At 74.3% G+C, this 17,298-nt stretch carries 16 protein-coding genes; 9 read left to right on the top strand and 7 right to left on the bottom strand.

The window, feature by feature from the left end; genetic code table 11:
• The first annotated feature begins 39 nt into the window (after positions 1 to 39).
• From ACL02U_RS03520 to ACL02U_RS03505, 4 genes are all read left to right on the top strand, one after another.
• On the top strand, positions 40 to 1,485 hold the full coding sequence (locus ACL02U_RS03520) for a CynX/NimT family MFS transporter (RefSeq protein WP_412789103.1): 1,446 nt from the start codon (positions 40 to 42) through the stop codon (positions 1,483 to 1,485).
• 29 nt (positions 1,486 to 1,514) lie between these two features.
• Positions 1,515 to 1,631, top strand: coding sequence for an SGM_5486 family transporter-associated protein (locus tag ACL02U_RS03515; protein ID WP_412789102.1), 117 nt, complete (start codon positions 1,515 to 1,517; stop codon positions 1,629 to 1,631).
• Between the two features lie 249 nt (positions 1,632 to 1,880).
• Complete coding sequence (locus tag ACL02U_RS03510; protein ID WP_412789101.1) at positions 1,881 to 2,090, top strand: hypothetical protein; 210 nt, start codon at positions 1,881 to 1,883, stop codon at positions 2,088 to 2,090.
• Positions 2,091 to 2,145: 55 nt separating this feature from the next.
• A complete protein-coding gene (locus ACL02U_RS03505; protein WP_412789100.1) occupies positions 2,146 to 2,664 on the top strand; it encodes a SixA phosphatase family protein in 519 nt (172 codons plus the stop codon).
• 206 nt (positions 2,665 to 2,870) lie between these two features.
• Here ACL02U_RS03505 and serB read toward each other — a convergent pair whose 3' ends face one another.
• Positions 2,871 to 4,094, bottom strand: coding sequence for a phosphoserine phosphatase SerB (gene serB, locus ACL02U_RS03500; protein ID WP_412789099.1), 1,224 nt, complete (start codon positions 4,092 to 4,094; stop codon positions 2,871 to 2,873).
• A 144-nt stretch (positions 4,095 to 4,238) separates the two neighbouring features.
• Positions 4,239 to 6,491 carry a streptophobe family protein gene (locus ACL02U_RS03495; protein ID WP_412789098.1) on the bottom strand — a complete coding sequence of 751 codons (2,253 nt, stop codon included), beginning with the start codon at positions 6,489 to 6,491 and terminating at the stop codon, positions 4,239 to 4,241.
• A 238-nt stretch (positions 6,492 to 6,729) separates the two neighbouring features.
• On the opposite strand from ACL02U_RS03495, the gene ACL02U_RS03490 reads away from it, so the two are divergent.
• Complete coding sequence (locus ACL02U_RS03490) at positions 6,730 to 9,276, top strand: FHA domain-containing protein (protein ID WP_412789171.1); 2,547 nt, start codon at positions 6,730 to 6,732, stop codon at positions 9,274 to 9,276.
• Between the two features lie 82 nt (positions 9,277 to 9,358).
• On the opposite strand, the gene ACL02U_RS03485 is transcribed toward ACL02U_RS03490, so the two are convergent.
• From ACL02U_RS03485 to ACL02U_RS03475, 3 genes are all read right to left on the bottom strand, one after another.
• Complete coding sequence (locus tag ACL02U_RS03485) at positions 9,359 to 10,144, bottom strand: transglycosylase SLT domain-containing protein (protein WP_412789097.1); 786 nt, start codon at positions 10,142 to 10,144, stop codon at positions 9,359 to 9,361.
• A 343-nt stretch (positions 10,145 to 10,487) separates the two neighbouring features.
• Positions 10,488 to 11,621, bottom strand: a complete 1,134-nt coding sequence (locus tag ACL02U_RS03480; RefSeq protein WP_412789096.1) for an S-adenosylmethionine:tRNA ribosyltransferase-isomerase — start codon at positions 11,619 to 11,621, stop codon at positions 10,488 to 10,490.
• Positions 11,618 to 12,316 (bottom strand): SDR family NAD(P)-dependent oxidoreductase, encoded by a 699-nt coding sequence (locus tag ACL02U_RS03475; protein ID WP_412789095.1) that lies wholly within the window; start codon positions 12,314 to 12,316, stop codon positions 11,618 to 11,620. The genes ACL02U_RS03480 and ACL02U_RS03475 overlap by 4 nt, the downstream gene beginning before the upstream one ends.
• Before the next feature lie 422 nt (positions 12,317 to 12,738).
• Between ACL02U_RS03475 and ACL02U_RS03470 the strand changes: the two genes are divergently transcribed.
• From ACL02U_RS03470 to ACL02U_RS03455, 4 genes are all read left to right on the top strand, one after another.
• Positions 12,739 to 13,884: a GAF domain-containing sensor histidine kinase gene (locus tag ACL02U_RS03470; protein WP_412789094.1), complete on the top strand. Its 1,146-nt coding sequence runs from the start codon at positions 12,739 to 12,741 to the stop codon at positions 13,882 to 13,884.
• Positions 13,877 to 14,518 carry a response regulator gene (locus ACL02U_RS03465; protein WP_412789093.1) on the top strand — a complete coding sequence of 214 codons (642 nt, stop codon included), beginning with the start codon at positions 13,877 to 13,879 and terminating at the stop codon, positions 14,516 to 14,518. Before ACL02U_RS03470 ends, ACL02U_RS03465 begins: the two co-directional genes overlap by 8 nt.
• Before the next feature lie 146 nt (positions 14,519 to 14,664).
• Positions 14,665 to 14,910 (top strand): chaplin ChpE, encoded by a 246-nt coding sequence (chpE, locus tag ACL02U_RS03460; RefSeq protein ID WP_412789092.1) that lies wholly within the window; start codon positions 14,665 to 14,667, stop codon positions 14,908 to 14,910.
• A gap of 205 nt (positions 14,911 to 15,115) precedes the next feature.
• Positions 15,116 to 15,355 (top strand): chaplin, encoded by a 240-nt coding sequence (locus ACL02U_RS03455; protein ID WP_412789091.1) that lies wholly within the window; start codon positions 15,116 to 15,118, stop codon positions 15,353 to 15,355.
• A 412-nt stretch (positions 15,356 to 15,767) separates the two neighbouring features.
• Here ACL02U_RS03455 and ACL02U_RS03450 read toward each other — a convergent pair whose 3' ends face one another.
• Together ACL02U_RS03450 and ACL02U_RS03445 are read right to left on the bottom strand one after the other, a co-directional pair.
• Entirely contained in the window at positions 15,768 to 15,944 is a 177-nt protein-coding gene (locus ACL02U_RS03450; protein WP_412789090.1) for a hypothetical protein, read from the bottom strand.
• Between the two features lie 101 nt (positions 15,945 to 16,045).
• Complete coding sequence (locus ACL02U_RS03445; protein ID WP_412789089.1) at positions 16,046 to 17,062, bottom strand: Ppx/GppA family phosphatase; 1,017 nt, start codon at positions 17,060 to 17,062, stop codon at positions 16,046 to 16,048.
• Positions 17,063 to 17,298 lie beyond the last annotated feature (236 nt).

Here is a 17,298-nt window from a genome sequence, read left to right as displayed (position 1 = left end):
AGGGACGACCAATCATCCCATGATTCTATGATGGGTCTCATGGCAAGCGAGGAAACCCGGCCGAAGACGACGGCCACCACCACCGAACGCCGTGCCTCCGCGTCCCGGAAGAGCGACGCCGACGGACCGCCCGGGTGGGCGCCCCGCCTGGTCGTCGTCGGCATCGTGCTCTCCGCCCTCAACCTGCGCCCCGCCATCACGAGCCTCGGCGCCCTGCTGGAGGAGGTCCGCGACACGCTCGGCATGAGCGGCAGCGTGGCCGGACTGCTCACCTCCCTACCGCCCCTGTGCTTCGCCGTCTTCGGGGTCACCGCCCCGCGGCTCGCCCGCCGCTTCGGCGCCGTCGCCGTCGTGTGCGCCGGCATGGCCGCCGTCGCCGCGGGCCTGCTGGTCCGGCCGTACACCGGGAGTACGGCCGGCTTCCTGGCCGCCAGCGCCCTGGCCCTGATGGGCATAGCCGTGAGCAACGTGCTCATGCCGGTCATCGTCAAACGCTGGTTCCCCGACCGGGTCGGCTCCATGACCGGCCTGTACTCGATGGCGCTCGCCGCCGGCACCTCCGTGGCCGCCGCCGTCACCGTGCCGCTGACCGGCGCGCTCGGCGGCGAGTGGCGGTCCGGACTCGTGGTCTGGGCGGCCCTGGCGGCCGCGGCCGTGCTGCCGTGGCTGCCGCTCCTGCGGGACCGCGGGCCGGCGGCCACCGCACCCCGGGCCGCCGCCCGAACCGCCGGCCGGCGGGGGCCGGCCCTCCCCGGCCGGGGGTCCGGGCCCGCGGGCCGGGGGTCCCTGCCCGCGGGCCGGAGGGCGGGGCCCGCCGGACAGCCGGCCGCGACTGCCGGACAGTCGTCCGGGCCCGCGGGCAGGGGGTCCGAGCAGGCCGGGCAGCCGCCCGCCCTGCGGATCACGCGCAGCCGCACCGCCTGGGCGCTCGCCGTGTTCTTCGGGCTCCAGGCCACCGCCGCCTACGTCACCATGGGCTGGATGGCGCAGATCTACCGCGACGCGGGTGTCCCCGCGGGCACCGCGGGCCTGCTCCTCGCCGTCACCATGGTCATGGGCGTGCCCCTGGCCTTCGTGATCCCGCACCTGGCCACCCGTCTGCCCCACCAGGGCCCGATCGCGCTCGCGCTCGGCACCTGCGGACTCGCCGGATACGCCGGTCTGTACCTCGCGCCCGCGGCCGGAGCCTGGGCCTGGGCGGTCCTCATCGGCATCTCCAACTGCGCCTTCCCGCTGGCCCTGACGATGGTCGGGATGCGGGCCCGCACCGGCGCCGGCGTGGCCCAGCTGTCGGCGTTCGCGCAGAGCACCGGCTACCTGATCTCCATCCCGGGCCCGCTCCTGGTCGGCGTCCTCTACCAGAACAGCGGCGGCTGGGGCCTGCCGATCTCCATGATGGCGGCGCTCATGGTGCCGCAGATGGCGGTCGGCTTCCTGGCCGGCCGCGACCGCACCGTGGAGGCGGAGGCGGAGGCGGTGCGCTGAGCCTTCCGGACGGGTGCGAGACTTGCCGTATGCCCGTCCTCGATCCGAACCCCCGCAACAGCCAGAAGAAGATGCTCCTGGTCTTCGGCTCCTTCTTCGCGATCTTCATCGTCATCGCCGTGGTCGCCACCCTCGCCTCACCGTGAGCCGCCACCCGGCCGGGTCGTGAGCCGCCACCCGGCCGGTCCCGGAAGCGGTGCCCGCCGGCGCCGGTAGGGGCCGGCGGCGATCCGAGGCGGGCCGTCGCGGTGGGGCTAACCCCCCTGTCCCCTAGGGGGTGAGGCTCAGGGTCAAGTGGGTGGATCACCGGATGGGGCGGCGGCCCCGGATTCCGTAGCTTCGAGATGTGGCCGCGAGAGGCGGACCACCGACCACTCGAGGACCGCGGAGGCACCATGTCGGCCCCAACGCACACCCCGCCCCACCCGTCGCGCGCGGTCGGCGCCGGGGCCCGGCTGCCCTGGTGGGCCCTGGTGCTGCCGACGCTCGCCTTCGTCGCCCTGCTCGCGCTCGTACTGAACCAGGCCGACGCACACGCGGCCACCGGCGACCCGGTACTCGCGCGTCTGCTGGAGCACCTGCGGGAACTGGCGGCCCGGCACTGAGGCGTCCCGCCAACTCCCTGCGCCCCTTGGCCTGTTTCGTGCGAAGCTGGATTCCATGAGCGTCGCAGAACCCCGCAGGATCGTCCTCTTCCGGCATGCGAAAGCCGACTGGCCCCCGGTGAACGACCACGAGCGGCCGCTCGCCGAACGGGGTCGCATGGACGCCGCAGAAGCCGGACGCAGGCTGACGGACACCGGCATCCCCTTCGACCTGGCCCTCTGCTCCACCGCGACCCGCACCCGCGAGACCTGGAAGCTCGCCGTCCACGAGTTCGAGCACCGGCCCAGAACCGTCTACGAGGAGCGGATCTACGAGGCCTCACCGGGCGAGTTGATCGCGCTGCTCAACGAGACCCCGGACGAGACCCGGAACCTCCTGCTGATCGGCCACAACCCGGGTGTGCAGGGGCTCGCCGAGGTGCTGGCGGGTTCGGCCGAGGCCGACGCCCGCGCGCGGATGAGCGACCGCGGCTTCCCCACCGCCGCCTTCGCGGTGCTGTCCTTCGACGGCCCCTGGAAATCCCTGGAGCCCTCGCTGGCTTCCCTGACCACCTACTGGGCGCCGACCGACTGACCCGCGGCCCCGCCCCAGCCCCGCCGCACGGCGAGGGCGCGGCACCGCCGCAGTGCCGGGAGCTCGCCGTCCGGTCGCCGTCCAGCCGGCGACCGCTGATCCGGAGGACCGCCGCGGCGTGTCGCCACCCCGCGGCCGGTGCCGGCCGTCCGCCGGTGCCGGCCGTTCACCGCCGTTCCGGTCACTCTCCGTCGAGGCCGTTCCGGTCACTCTCCGTCGAGCGTGTCCGCCGCCTCGACCTCCTCGCGGGGCACGCCCAGCAGGTACAGGACCGTGTCCAGGAACGGCACGTTCACCGCGGTGTGCGCCGCCTCGCGCACCACCGGCTTGGCGTTGAAGGCGACACCGAGACCGGCCGCGTTCAGCATGTCCAGGTCGTTGGCCCCGTCCCCGATCGCCACGGTCTGCGACAGCGGCACTCCCGCCTCCGCGGCGAACCGGCGCAGCAGCCGCGCCTTGCCCGCCCGGTCCACGATCTCCCCGGTGACCCGGCCGGTCAGCCTGCCGTCGGCGATCTCCAGGGTGTTGGCCTGCGCGAAATCCAGCCCCAGGCGGTCCTTCAGGTCGTCGGTCACCTGGGTGAAGCCGCCGGAGACCACCCCGACCTGGTAGCCGAGCCGCTTCAGCGTCCGGATGAGCGTGCGCGCCCCCGGCGTCAGCCGCACCTCGCTGCGCACCTTGTCCACCACCGAGGCGTCCAGCCCGGCCAGCAGTGCCACGCGCGCGTGCAGTGACTGCTCGAAGTCGAGTTCCCCGCGCATCGCCGCCGCGGTCACCTCGGCGACCTCGTCCTCACAGCCGGCGTGCGCGGCGAACAGCTCGATCACCTCGTCCTGGATGAGCGTGGAGTCCACGTCCATCACGACCAGCCGCTGGGCGCGCCGGAGCAGCCCCGCGCCGACCACGGCCACGTCCACACCCAGAGCGGCCGCGTCGATCGCGAGCGCGGTCCGCAGCGGTTCCGTCTCCACCCCGGACACCGCGAACTCCACCGCGGTCACCGGGTACTTGGCGAGCCGGAAGATACGGTCGATGTTGCCGCCCGCCCTGGTGATCCGGGCGGCGATCGCGGAGGTGGCCTCCGCGGTGAGCGGGTGTCCGAGCACGGTCACGAGGGACCGGCCGAGCCCGCGCGGCCGGTTGTCGCCGATACCGGAGATGATCTCCGCCTGCATCCTCATCGACTCGGCCCAGCTGTGCACGGTCGCCCGCAGGTCCCCCTCCAGGCCGCGCGCCGGCTGGGTGACGAGCGCGCACAGCACGATCCGGCCGCGGGTGACGACCTGCTCGATGTCGATCACGTCGAGGGAGTAGGCGGCGAGGGTGTCGAACAGTCCTGCCGTGATGCCCGGCCTGTCCTTTCCGAAGATCTTGACCAGGAGGGTCGGGACGTCAGAGGTCTCGGGAACCGGGGTCTGCGAAGCGCTCATGGTGCTCCCACCGTATCCGGCACGCGGTGCCGGACGCCCCCGAGGTCCGCCTGGCGGACAGGAAACGGCCGATGCCGGCCGGGTGGTGTGTGCACCGAGTCCCGACGGCGCTCCCGCGAGCGCCGGGCGGGACGCCGGGCCGGGTCAACGCGGCCGCTTCGGCTTCCCCGGCGGAGGCGGTGAGGAGGGCGGTGGGGGCGGAGGGGGAGCGGGGGGAGAGGCGGACGACCCGGCTCCGGGGGCGGGGGACCCGTCCGGGCGGCGCGCACCGGGCCGCCCCCGGCCGGCGGGGGGACGTGGCCCGAGCGGGCCGACCATCGTCTCCGCCGCGTGCACGTCCGGGGCCGGCGGAGGTGTGCTGCGCCCGCGAGGAGCGGCGGAGCCGGGCGGCGCGGACGCCTCTTCGCCCCGCTGCTCCGGCTCGGCCTCCGCGGGACGGGCGTCCTCCGGCTCCCGCAACTCCTCCCGCAACTCCTCCGGCACCCGCAGATACGGGTTCGTGTCGGGGTTGGGCGGCCGGTAGGAGGGCCTCGGCGTGTACGGTCCCGGACCGCCACGGGCCTCCTCGCGCTGCGGTGGGCGGTGCGCGGGCCATGTCGCCCGTCCCGCCTCGCGGTGGCCGGTCTCCGCCTCGTGGTACCCCGGTGCACCGCCGTCCCGCCCCCACGGAGGGCGGGGCCGCCCCGGCAGGACCGCGGCCGTAGCGGTCGCGGTCGCCGTGTTCGTCGCGGCTGTCGTCGCCGCCGCGCCGCGTGCCCGCGGTGCCGCCCGCCGGCCGGCCGCTCCGCCGGCGTACGCCAGCAGTGCGCCCGCCGCGCCCGCTCCCGCGCCCCACAGGGCGCCGAGCGCCAGGGCGGCCCCCGGTTCCCCGCGCAGTTCCATGCCGGTGCCGAAGGCGTCGAAGCCCAGCGCGGACAGGGTCGCGACCGCGGAGACCTCCGTCAGCCGGGCGAGCAGGGGCAGGGCCAGAGCGGTGCCGATGCCCAACCGCAGTGCGCACCACCCGGCGAACGCGAGCGCACCGGGCCTCCGCCGGCCCGAGCCGGCGCCGCCGCGTCCCGCCGCCTCCGGAAGCCCACGGCCCGTCGTCCCGTGAGCGACGCCCGGGACCCGCGCGTTCCCGGGCGGCCACGTCGACTCCCACGCCGCGGGCGCGCCACCCGGCGGCGTGCCCCCAACGCCCGCTCGCGGTGCTGGGCCCCCGCCGCCCGCCCCCTCCGGCGGGCTCCCCGCGCCGGCCCGCCCCGGTGGGTGGTCGGCCCCGGCGGCGGGCGGGAGCGGCGTCCGCACGGCCGTCAGCACCCCCGCCAGCAGCATCAGCAGTGCCGCGGCCACCGCCAGCAGCCACACCCGCCCGTCCAGCTCGGCGAGGCGCCCCACCGTGACGGTACGGTCCGCGCCCCCGCCGAGAAGCCGGTCCAGCGGGTCCGGCAGGAAGTTGGTCAGCACCCCGGTCGTCCGGCCCCGCCACGGGACGAACAGGCCTGTCGGCACCCCGAGCCACACGCCGTTCGGCGCGCCGAGGAGGGCCGCTGAGGCGATCCGCCGCGGGTGGTCGTCGCCGAGCGCCGCGTACCCGGCCGCCGCGAGCCCCGCCGCGACGGCGACCAGTCCCACGGTGACCAGCGCGGACGCCGCGGGCCGCACCACCCGGTGCAGGACCTGCAGCCCCGGCGGCAGCGGAGTGCGGCGGGACGCCAGCAGGGCGACCAGCAGTACCCCGGCCGTCCAGCCGACCCCGCCGAGCACCGTGGGGGCGGTCGCCACGGCGAAACGGACCGTCACCTCCGTGTGGACGAGGTCGCCCAGCCGGTCCGGGAGCAGCCCGCCGATGCCGCCGATGTCGCCGAGTCCGGGAATGCTGGGGCCGCCACCGCCACCGCCACCGCTGCCGCCTGTACCGTCCGGCAGCCAGGACCCCAGCGAGCCGCCGTCGACGGTGACCACGTCGTGCCCGGCCCAGGCCAGTCCGCGCAGCACCGCCGCGCACAGCGCGAGCACGGTGCCCGCCCGGGCCAGCAGTTCGGCCGGCGCGATCACGGCGCCCGCCCGGCGCAGGGACCGCAGGAAGAGCAGGGACAGCAGCAGCGCGCCCACCAGACTGACACCCAGTGGCGTGATCTCGACGGACGTGGTGGCCCGCGCACCGGTCAGACCGTAGGCGGAGACGTCAGCGGTAGGGGTGACCGAACCACCCGCGGCGAGCGCCACCACCGCAGCCGTCATCGGCCCGAGCGCCGCCGCCGAATCCGCCCGCAGCAGGTGCAGCCCGAGCGCCGCGGTGCCGGCCATGCCTATCAGGGCCCAGCTCACGGCGGTGACCGAGGAGAGCAGGACATCCCCCCACGGCACCCGTGTACGGTGCCGCGCCGTCCCCGTACCTGTGGCAGTGCCCATGGCAGACCCCCCGATCCGCGGTGCGGTGTGCGCCGCGCATGTCCCCCTCGCCTGGAATACCACTCTCCGGGCCGGTTTCAACCCCGTCAACGGGAACGGCCCATGTGGATACGCGGAGTTGCCGCAAGGTCCGACTTTCGGTCAGGGGGCCGCTCCTGAAATAGTTCCCCCCGATGTTCGACATCCCTAGACTCCCCGCGACGGGGGCAATTCGGGGGACAACTCAGTGGGGCATGGAGTGCCGGAACTCGTACTGGAATCAAACGGACGCACCTGGACGCTCGATCCGTCCAGGTCATACACCCTCGGACGTGATCCGCAGGGCGACATCGTCTTCGACGACGGCAGGGTGTCCTGGCGGCACGCCACGCTCGGCTTCAACGGCCGCAGTTGGGTCATCGAGGACCACGGCAGTACCAACGGCACCTTCGTGCAGGGCCGGCGCGTCCACCAGTGGGAGATCGGCGCCGGCACCGCGGTGCACCTCGGCAACGCGACCGACGGCCCGCGCCTGAGTGTCTCCGCGGCCGCCGCAGCGGCCGCCCCGCAACCTCGGCAGCAGCAGGACCGGCAGCCCTACGCCGCGCAGAGTGCGGGCTGGTCCCCGCCGGCGCCGCAGCAGGTTCCCGAGCAGCACAACGCCCAGCAGGCCGGGCGACAGCAGGGACAGCAGGCGCCGATCCCGCCGCAGCAGGCCCCGGAGCAGCACCACGCCGCGCAGCGGACGCCCGGTGGCGACGCGGGGGCGCCGCCGGTGCACGGCGACCGCAGCCCGACCACGTTCCACCAGTTCTCGCTGGGCCGGGTGATGCGCATCGGCCGTGCGCTGGAGAACGAGCTCGTCGTCTCCGACCTCCAGGTCTCCCGCCACCACGCGGAGTTCCACGCCACGCCGGACGGTCGCATGGAGATCCGCGACCTGGGGTCGCACAACGGCACGTACGTCAACGGGCAGCCGATCGCCAAGGGCGGCACGCAACTGCTCGGCCCGACCGACGTCGTCGGCGTCGGCCACTCGACGTTCCGGATCGTCGGCGACCGGCTGGAGGAGTTCGTCGACACCGGCGAGGTGTCCTTCTCCGCCCGCCATCTGACGGTCACCGTCGACGGCGGCAAGCAGATCCTCAAGGACGTCTCCTTCGGCGTCCCGGAGAAGTCGCTGGTCGCGGTCATCGGCCCGTCCGGCTCCGGCAAGTCCACCCTGCTGAAGGCGCTCACCGGCTACCGCCCCGCCGACCAGGGGGAAGTCCTCTACGACAACCGGAACCTCTACAAGCAGTTCGCCGAGCTGCGCCAGCGCATCGGCCTGGTGCCGCAGGACGACATCCTGCACAAGGAACTGACCGTCAGGAAGGCCCTCAAGTACGCGGCCAAGCTGCGGTTCCCGGCCGACACCACGGCCGCCGAGCGCGAGGCCCGCATCGACGAGGTGCTGCGCGAACTCAAGCTGGACGTCCACAAGGACAAGAAGGTCACCTCCCTCTCCGGCGGTCAGCGCAAGCGCGTGTCCGTGGCCCTGGAACTGCTCACCAAGCCGTCGCTGATCTTCCTGGACGAGCCCACCTCGGGCCTTGACCCGGGCATGGACCGGGACGTGATGCAGTTGCTGCGCGGACTCGCCGACGACGGCCGCACGGTGCTCGTGGTCACCCACTCGGTGGCCGAACTGGCCCTGTGCGACAAGCTGCTGGTGATGGCGCCCGGAGGGGCGGTCGCCTACTTCGGTCCGCCGGAGGAGGCACTGAACTTCTTCGGCTACGACACCTGGGCCGACGTCTTCTCCGCCTTCGAGAACTACCGCGACTACGACTGGGCGGGCCGCTGGAAGGGCTCGCAGCACTACCAGATGTACGCCGCGGACATCGACGCCGTCGCCCCGCAGTCCGTACCGGTGCCGGCCATGCAGGGGATGAAGCCGCCGAAGCCGCAGGGCTGGATGTCGCAGTGGGGCACCCTGGTGCGCCGCTACCTGTCGGTGATCGCCTCCGACCGCGGCTTCCTGGCGCTGATGGTGATCCTGCCGGCCGTCCTCGGCGCGGTGAGCCTGCTCATCGACTCCGGCAACAGCCTGCTGCCGAACCGGCCGAACCCGCAGACCGGGCGCATCATCCCCAACGGCACCGCCACCACGGTCCTGCTGATCCTCGCGGTCGGCGCCTGCTTCGCGGGAGCGGCCAACTCCGTCCGCGAGCTGATCAAGGAGCGGGTCATCTACGAGCGGGAGCGGGCGACCGGCCTCTCCCGGTCGGCGTACCTGATGTCGAAGGTGTTCGTGCTCGGCCTGATCACCGTGTTCCAGGGACTGCTGGTGGTGGTCATCGGCCTCTCCAGCCGTGAGATCCCGGACCGCGGCCTGGTCCTGGGCGGTGCCCCGCTCGTCGAGCTGTCGGTGCCGATCATGGCGCTGGGCTTCACCTCGATGATGTTCGGCCTGATCATCTCCTCGCTGGTGAAGACGGCCGAGAAGACGATGCCGCTGCTGGTGATGTTCGCGATCATCCAGGTGGTGTTCACCGGCTGCCTGTTCACCCTGCACGGGTCGATCGGCGCCGACCAGTTCTCGTACCTGATGCCGTCGCGGTGGGCGGTGGCCGCCGCGGGGGCCACGCTGGACTTCAACCGGATCAGCCCGCCGGCGAAGGGCGCGGGTACCGATCCGCTGTGGGACCACACCGTCGGCGCCTGGACCCTGGACATGGCCGCGCTGCTCGTGCTCGGTGTGGTGTGCGGCTTCTTCGTCGCGCGGTTCCTCCGCCGCCACGAGCCGGAGGTCATGCGCAGGTAGCGGACCCGTCCGTCCCGAAGGGCGGCACCCCGTCAGGGAGGTGCCGCCCTTCGGCGTCTGCGTGAAGAGGTCCGCGCCGACCTCAGTACGCGCTGTTGACGTTGTCCATGGAGCCGTAGCGGTGGGCCGCGTAGTTGCAGGCCGCGGTGATGTTGGCGACCGGGTCGTAGATGTTCCAGCTGGTGCCGGCGACGTGGTAGGTCTTGAAGGTCGGCGGGATGACCTGCAGCAGGCCCTTGGACGGGATGCCGTTGATGGCGTTGATGTCCCAGTTGTTGATGGCCCGCGGGTTGCCGGAGGACTCGCGCATGATGTTGCGGTGGATGCCGCTGTAGGAGCCGGGTATGCCGTGCTTCTTCATGATCGCCATCGACTCGCGGATCCACCCGTCGAGGTTGTTCGGGTAGGTCTTGACGGCGGGGCGCTTGGCGGACCGGCTGGCGGCCGCCTTGGCCTTGCGGGCGGCCTCGGCCTTCTTCTTGGCGGCGGCCTTCTTGGCGGCGGCCTCCTTGGCCTTGCGGGCCGCTTCGGCCTTCTTCTGGGCGGCGGCGGCCTCGGCCTTCGCCTTGGCGGCGGCTTCCGCCTTCTTCTTCGCCTTGATGGCCTCGACCTTCACGGTCGCGTTGGCGAGCTGGTCGGTGATGTCGGCCTTGACGCCCTTGATCTGCTCGGTGCTGTAGGCCACGTGCTGCGCCGGCGCCGCCTCGCTCGTGGTGGTCGTGTCGGCGCTGCTGGGCACCGCGGAGAAGGCGAGCGCCGCGACACCGAGGCCGGCGACACCGCCGAGGGCGATCCTGCGGTGCGGGGTGAGGGCGCGTCCGTGGCGGACGAGGGCACGCTTGTGGCGGGTGAGGGTGTTCTTGAGCATGACGGGGGGACCTCTTCGACGAGTTGCGCGGAGGTCGCTCACGTCCGGCGGGGACAACGGGCTCTGCCCGCACGAACGCCGCGGGCAGGAACCCGCGGCGCTGAGCGACGGCAGCCATTCTTAGCTCCCGCAAAATGTCCCGGCAAAGGTGTGACCTACGATGCCGGATAGTGGATCAGGTAATGGCAAATCGGGACAGACTGGACCGTCTGTGCCGTTCATGTCGGGCATGCACCTCTCCTATTTCGCCTCGTACGTGACCTGCGCCCTATGTGCGGGCTCACACCGGTCGGGAGGTTTCCTCACCAAGGGTTGCCCGAGCAATGCAATCCGTGAGGCCTCTTCACGGGAGGACGAGATGCACGTCGCCGAACTCGTGCCACAGGTAGCGCCCCCGCAGCGCCTCCTCGTAGGCGCGGTCGACGGCCACCCGTCCCGCGAGCGCCTCCAGCATCAGCAGATGAGAGGCCCGCGGTTCGTGCAGCCCGGTCAGCAGTCCGTCCACCACCCGCACCCCGCGCTCCGGCGTCACCACCAGGTCCGTCCACCCGGCCCGCGCGCGCACCACCCCGTCGGGGCCCGCAGCCGACTCCACGGCCCGCACCGCCGTCGTCCCCACCGCGACCACCCGCCCCCCTCCTCTTCCGGGACCGGGGGCGGGTCCGGGCCCGCCCCCGGCCCGCACGGCGTTGATCAGCCGTGCGGAGGCCTCCGGCACCGCGAAACGCTCCGCGTACGGCGGCTCGTGCGCCTCGGCCGAGGCCACCCCGGTGTGCAGGGTGACCGGCGCGAACTGCACGCCCCGGCTGACCAGCTCCGCGACCAGACGCGAGGTGAACGGCCGGGCCGCACTCGGCATCTCCGCGCTGCCCAGCCCGTCGGCCGACGGCAGCGCGAACACCGTCTGGTACGCCGAGAGCGGCTGGTCCCGGTCCGTGTACGCGTAGCGGATCGGCCGCCCGTGCTCGCGCAGCAGCCCCAGGACCCGCTCCCCGCCCGCCGCCGCCGACGCGCCCGCGCCGCTCGTCCCCGCGTGCGCCGCCTCCGGCCCCTCGGCCCGCGCCCAGCGCAGCCGGCTGCTCCGCCCGTTCAGCGGTTCCTGCGGCACCAGGCGCATGCCGCCCGGCAGCATCACCTCGCTCCCCGTGGTCCACGCACGCGCGCGCGTGGAACCGCGGCCGTCCGGCTCCCGCAGCTCCACCGCCCACCGTCCGTCGTCCCCGCAGGTGGAGAAATGGACCACGACCCGCACGCCACCCTGCCGGCCGTCCACCGCGGCCGCCAAGGTCGGGGAGGTGTTCACCACCAGCACGTCGCCCGCCCGCAGCAGCCGCGGCAGCTCGGCGAACCCGTGATGCGCCACCCGCGTCCCCCGCGAGACGAGCAGCCGCACCGCGCCCCGGTCCAGTCCCGGCCCGCGCTGCTCCGCCGGTACCCGCGCCGACAGCTCCTCGGGAACCCGCAGCCGCACACTCATCGCCTGACCGCCGACTCCGCCGGCACCGCGTAGCGGCCGCTCGCGGGCCTTTCGTCCAGCAGCCGCAGCAGCCCCGGCACCACCCGGGCGGGCTCGGGACGCGGGGCGTCGTCGTCCGGTACGGCCGCCGCGTACAGGTCCGTGGCCATGTCCCCGGGGTCGACGGCCCACACCCGCAGCCCCGGCTCCTCCTCGCCCAGCACCGCCGCCAGCCGGTCCAGGGCCGCCTTGGACGCCCCGTACCCGCCCCAGGTCTCGTACGCCTCGACCGCCGCGTCCGAACTGATCGCGATCACCGTGCCCGCGTCCGACGCGCGGAGCAGCGGCAGCGCCTCCTGCACCAGGCCCAGCGCCGACACCACGTTCACCTCCAGCGCCCGCCGCAGGCCGGCCGGCGGCAGCCCCTCCAGCCGCACCAGCGGCTCGGCGCCCAGCGCACTGGCGTTGTGCACCAGGAGATCCGCACCGCCCAGCCGACGGGCCGCCGCCACCAACTCCGACCGGTGCCCGCCGTCCGCGACGTCTCCGGGCACGGCCTCCACCCGGGTCCCGTGCACCGCCAGCCCGGCGGCCGCCTTCCGCAGCGGGCCCGGGGTGCGCGCGTCCAGCACCAGGTCCCAGCCGCGCCCGGCCAGCGCCTCGGCGAGCGCCCGCCCCAGCCCCTTGGAGGCCCCCGTGATGATTGCTACCGGCATCTCGCTCACTCCCTGTTCACTGCCTTCTCGGTCCACGTTCACTGCCTTCTCGGTCCACCGGCTTCTCGCCGTGTGTGAGGTGCGTGGTGCACGTGTGACGTGCGCGGACGCGGGCGCCCGCGGCGTCCGTGCTGCCGCGTGGTGCACCCGGTGCACCCGGTGCATGCGGTGCACGCCGTGCACGCCGTGCCTGTGATGCATGCGGTGCACGTGGTGCTACCGGTGCGCGCCGTACCTGTGCTGCTCCCGCTGCTCCGGCGGCAGGTGAGCGGCGGTGGGCCCACCGTAGGAACGGCGTCCTCGGCGCCGCCTCGGCCGCGGGCAGCAGCACGGCCGGTCCCTTGGCCCTAGTCCCGCGGCCCCGGCCGCCACCCGCCCCCGGGCCGATCCGCCCGCCCCGAACCCGCCGGTACCGTGAGGACATGAGCCACGCCCCCCGGTCCGGCCTCGCCGCGGTGAGTTCCGCGCTGCTGGCCATGAGCAGGCACCTCGAGATGCGGGACGTCCTGAAGACGATCGTCGCCTCCGCCCGCGAGCTGCTCGACGCCCGGTACGCCGCACTCGGCGTCCCCGACGACCACGGGGGCTTCGCCCAGTTCGTCGTCGACGGTGTCGACGAGGAGCAGTGGAAGGCCATCGGCCCGCTGCCGCGCCAGCACGGTGTCCTGGCCGCGATGCTCCACCGGGCGCAGCCCGAGCGGCTGGCCGACGTGCGCCGGGACCCCCGTTTCGAGGGCTGGCCCGCCGCCCACCCCGAGCTGACGGACTTCCTGGGGCTCCCGATCCGGGACGGCGACGAGACCATCGGCGCCCTGTTCCTCGCCAACAAGCGCTGCCCGGAGCGCGAGGACCGCTGCGGTTTCACCGACGAGGACGAGGAACTGCTGGGGATCCTCGCCCAGCACGCCGCGATCGCCCTCACCAACGCGCGCCTGTACGAGCGCAGCCGCGAACTCACCATCGCCGAGGAGCGCTCCCGCCTCGCCCACGAACTGCACGACGCGGTCAGCCAGAAGCTGTTCTCCCTGCGCCTGACCGCGCAGGCCGCCGCCCGCCTCGTCGACCGGGACCCGCCCCGCGCCAAGGGCGAGCTCCAGCAGGTCGCCGCGCTCGCCGCCGAGGCGGCCGAGGAACTGCGCGCCGCGGTGGTGGAGCTGCGGCCCGCGGCCCTCGACGAGGACGGCCTGGCCGCCACCCTCCGTACCCAGATCCAGGTCCTCGACCGCGCCCACACCGCCCGCGTCACCTTCGTCCACGGCGATCCGCGCGCGCTGCCCGCCGCGCAGGAGGAGGCCGTGCTGCGGGTCGCGCAGGAGGCGCTGCACAACGCCCTGCGGCACTCCGGGGCCCGGCGGGTGGAGGTGGTCCTCGCCCACCGCGGCCGCGGCGCCGTCCTGCGCGTCACCGACGACGGCGGCGGCTTCGACCCGGGAGCGGTGCGGCGCGCCGGACGCCATCTCGGCCTGGTCTCGATGCGCGACCGGGCGAGCGGGGTCGGCGGCCGCCTGACGGTGGAATCGGCGCCCGGCGCGGGCACCGCGATCGAGTTGGAGGTCCCCGGTGGCTGACGCAATCAAGGTGCTGCTCGTCGACGACCACCAGGTGGTGCGCCGGGGCCTGCGCACCTTCCTGGAGGTACAGGACGACATCGAGGTGGTGGGCGAGGCGGCGGACGGAGCCGGAGGCGTCGAACGCGCCGAGGAGCTGAAACCCGACGTGGTCCTGATGGACGTCAGGATGCCGGGGATGGACGGGGTCGACGCGCTGCGGCGGATGCGCGAAGCCGGCAACGCCGCCCGCGTGCTGATCGTCACCAGCTTCACCGAGCGGCGCACGGTCGTGCCCGCGCTGCGCGCAGGTGCCGCCGGCTACGTCTACAAGGACGTGGACCCCGACGCGCTCGCCTGCGCCATCCGCTCCGTGCACGCCGGCCACGTGCTGCTGCAACCGGAGGTGGCCGTCGCGCTGCTGTCCCCGCAGGAGGGCGGACCGTCCCACGGCAGGGCCGGCTCGCTCACCGAACGGGAGCGGGAGGTGCTCGGCCTGATAGCGGACGGCCGCTCCAACCGGGAGATCGCCCGTGCCCTGGTCCTCTCCGAGAAGACCGTCAAGACCCACGTCTCGAACATCCTGATGAAGCTCGACCTGTCGGACCGCACCCAGGCCGCGCTCTGGGCCGTTCGCCACGGTCTGTCCGGGTGATCGGCAACACGGAAGTTCCGCTTCCGGGCTGAGATTCATACCGTCGTGGGAATGTCACCCGGACGGCGTACCTCCGGATGGATCTCCGCCGTTCTCCAGTGCGTGCTGCGGCGACTGCCGCGGCCATCGCGAGGAGGACTGGGAAAGTGAAGAACCTGAAGAAGGCGGCGGCCGTGACGATGGTGGCCGGCGGGCTGATGGCCGCCGGTGCCGGGATGGCCTCCGCCGCCGGCGGCTCCCACGCCGACGGACACGCCGTGGGCTCTCCCGGGGCCGTCTCGGGCAATGTCGTCCAGGCCCCGGTGCACGTCCCGGTGAACGCCGTCGGCAACAGCGTCAACGTCGTCGGCGTGCTCAACCCCGCCTTCGGCAACCTCGGCGTCAACCACTGACATCCGCCGCGCGCCGGACCACGGCCTCCCGCCCTCCCGGTCCGCCCGGGAGGGCGGGAGGCCGTCCGGCCCTGCATCTTGTCGGCCCAATGATCCGAACGGGCCCTTGCGCGTCCACCCCCGTGCCCGCCGGGCCCCGACCGCGTTGATCAGCGCACGGCCCCGCGGCGGGTCGGACACGCACAACGCAGGAGGAACGTTTCCCATGAACATCGCCAAGAAGGCCGCCCTGGCCGTCACCGTCGCCGGCCTGGCGGCCGGTGCCTCCGCCGGTGCCGCCGTCGCGGACGCGGGCGCCGACGGAGCCGCCGTGAAGTCGCCCGGTGTCGGCTCCGGCAACCTCGTCCAGCTGCCGGTCCACGTCCCGGTGAACGCCGTCGGCAACAGCGTGAACGTCATCGGTGCGCTGAACCCGGCCTTCGGCAACCAGGGCGTCAACAACTGACGCACCCGGCACAGGGGGGGGGGGGGGGAGGGGGAGGAGGGGGGGGGGGGGGGGAGAGGGTGGGGGGGGGGGGGGGGGGGGGGGGGGGAGGGGGGGGGGGGGGGAGGGGGGGGGGGGGGGGGGGGGGGGGGGGGGGGGGGGGGGGGGGGGGGGGGGGGGTTTTCGAGGGGGGGGGGGGGGGGGGGGGGGGCGGCCCCCCCCCCCCCGACACCCGGGATCACGTTCTGCCCGACGCCGATCGGCCACCCGCAGCACATACGCGGGTGGCCGATACGCGTCGAACCCGATGCGAAGCGGCGCCACCGCCCGAAGCGGGCGGGCGCCGCTCTCGCATCGGCCCCGGCCGGCGCCGCCGCGGGGCGCGGCGGGCCCCGGCACGGAGGCGGACTGCTCCGACGGGGATGCCGCTCCGCTAATCCTCCTCGGCCCGTTCCAGGGACTCCTGCTGCGCGTCGACACTGGGGGTGACGGCCTCCGCGGCCTCCCCCCGGCGGCGGCCACGCTCGCCGAGGGGCCGGAGCTCGGCCTCCTCGATCTCCCGCAGCACCTCCTCCAGCGCCGTCCGGGCCGGTTTGCGCTCCTCGGGCACGATGCCCTCCTTCCGTACGTGATCGTCGCTGCGCGGCGCGGAAGCCCGCACCCACCCGTCCGCACGCCCGGCGGGTCTCCCGGCGCCCTGCCGCGCCCCGTTCAGCCGCGTGCCGCGGCGACGCGCAGCGGCACGGGTTCCCCGGACGGCGGCCCTTCCTCCGAGGCGAGCCGGCGCACCTGCGCCCACCACGACGGGCCGTCCTCGATGTACCGGAGGATCAAACCCTCGCGGATCGCCCACGGGCAGACGCTAACCGTCCTCAGCCCGGCGAGTTTCATCGCCGTGTGCCCGACCAGCGCGCCCGCCAGGCTCTGCGCGGCACGCGGCGGGGAGATGCCGGGCAGCAGGGCCCGCTCGGCTGCGGACAGCCCGGCCAGCCGGTCGATCGCCGCGCGCAGGTCGGCACGGTGCAGCAGCCGCTGAGCGAACGGACCGCTCCGCCCCGGCGCCGCCCCGCACAGCCGCCCCAACTGCTGGAAGGTACGGGAAGTGGCCACCGCGGTGCGCGGACCCTCCCAGCGGATCCGCGCCGACACGTCGCGTAACCCGTGGCGGACCGTGCGGCGCAACGCCTTCACCCGCTCCGGCGGCGCGGGGCACAGACCCCCGTCGAGGAACTCGTGCGTCAGCCGCCCCGCCCCCAGCGGCAGCGAGGCCGCGAAGTCCGGCAACCGGCCCCGCCCGAAAGCCACTTCGAGGGAACCGCCGCCGATGTCCAGCAACGCCATGGGCCCGGCGCGCCAGCCCATCCAGCGGCGGGCGGCGAGAAACGTCAACTCGGCCTCGACCTCACCGGGCAGAGTGCACAACTCGACCCCGGTGCGGGCGCGCACACTGCGCAGGACCTCCCGGCGGTTGGGGGCGGACCGGACCACGGCCGTCGCGAAGGCGAGCGGATCGGCGGCACCCCAGCGCGCCGCCGTGCACTCGGCCGCCGCGACCGCCTCGGCCAGCCGGTCCACGGAGTCGCCGGGAACGCGTTCCCCGGGCCGGACCCGTTCCGCCAGGCGGAGACGCCACTTCGCGGTGTGCACCGGCAGCGGCATGCCGCCCTGCGCGTCCGCCACCACCAGACGCACCGTGTTCGACCCCACGTCCATCACACTGATCCGCATGGCCTCTCGCGTACCCAGTTGCCGCGCCTCATACGGCACAGCGGCCCGGCCGGCCCCTTCGAACACCACGCGGCCGGGCGGAACATGCCCTGACGCCCGCTGTGTTCCCCCTCCCGGCCGTGCAGCCGCGAGTCCCACCACCGGCCTCCGCCGGAGCGGAACCGGCAGCGCGGGCGGGGAGGCGCAGCCGAGCGTCCCGGCAGCGGGCCTCGCGCCGGACTCGGCGGTCGGGAAAC

The organism is Streptomyces sp. MS06 (assembly GCF_047200655.1).
In the GTDB taxonomy this organism is placed as follows: Bacteria; Actinomycetota; Actinomycetes; order Streptomycetales; family Streptomycetaceae; genus Streptomyces.
The sequence above is the reverse complement of the archived record's forward strand: the minus strand, read 5'-3'. Positions and strand labels throughout refer to the sequence as shown.

What these genes read in the sequence shown, in the direction of transcription:
- ACL02U_RS03520 (WP_412789103.1), top strand. Translation starts at nt 40, where the DNA reads ATGGCAAGCGAGGAAACCCGGCCGAAGACGACGGCCACCACCACCGAA.
- ACL02U_RS03515 (WP_412789102.1), top strand. Translation starts at nt 1,515, where the DNA reads ATGCCCGTCCTCGATCCGAACCCCCGCAACAGCCAGAAGAAGATGCTC.
- ACL02U_RS03510 (WP_412789101.1), top strand. Translation starts at nt 1,881, where the DNA reads ATGTCGGCCCCAACGCACACCCCGCCCCACCCGTCGCGCGCGGTCGGC.
- ACL02U_RS03505 (WP_412789100.1), top strand. Translation starts at nt 2,146, where the DNA reads ATGAGCGTCGCAGAACCCCGCAGGATCGTCCTCTTCCGGCATGCGAAA.
- serB (WP_412789099.1), bottom strand. Translation starts at nt 4,094, where the DNA reads ATGAGCGCTTCGCAGACCCCGGTTCCCGAGACCTCTGACGTCCCGACC.
- ACL02U_RS03495 (WP_412789098.1), bottom strand. Translation starts at nt 6,491, where the DNA reads ATGGGCACTGCCACAGGTACGGGGACGGCGCGGCACCGTACACGGGTG.
- ACL02U_RS03485 (WP_412789097.1), bottom strand. Translation starts at nt 10,144, where the DNA reads ATGCTCAAGAACACCCTCACCCGCCACAAGCGTGCCCTCGTCCGCCAC.
- ACL02U_RS03480 (WP_412789096.1), bottom strand. Translation starts at nt 11,621, where the DNA reads ATGAGTGTGCGGCTGCGGGTTCCCGAGGAGCTGTCGGCGCGGGTACCG.
- ACL02U_RS03475 (WP_412789095.1), bottom strand. Translation starts at nt 12,316, where the DNA reads ATGCCGGTAGCAATCATCACGGGGGCCTCCAAGGGGCTGGGGCGGGCG.
- ACL02U_RS03470 (WP_412789094.1), top strand. Translation starts at nt 12,739, where the DNA reads ATGAGCCACGCCCCCCGGTCCGGCCTCGCCGCGGTGAGTTCCGCGCTG.
- ACL02U_RS03455 (WP_412789091.1), top strand. Translation starts at nt 15,116, where the DNA reads ATGAACATCGCCAAGAAGGCCGCCCTGGCCGTCACCGTCGCCGGCCTG.
- ACL02U_RS03445 (WP_412789089.1), bottom strand. Translation starts at nt 17,062, where the DNA reads ATGCGGATCAGTGTGATGGACGTGGGGTCGAACACGGTGCGTCTGGTG.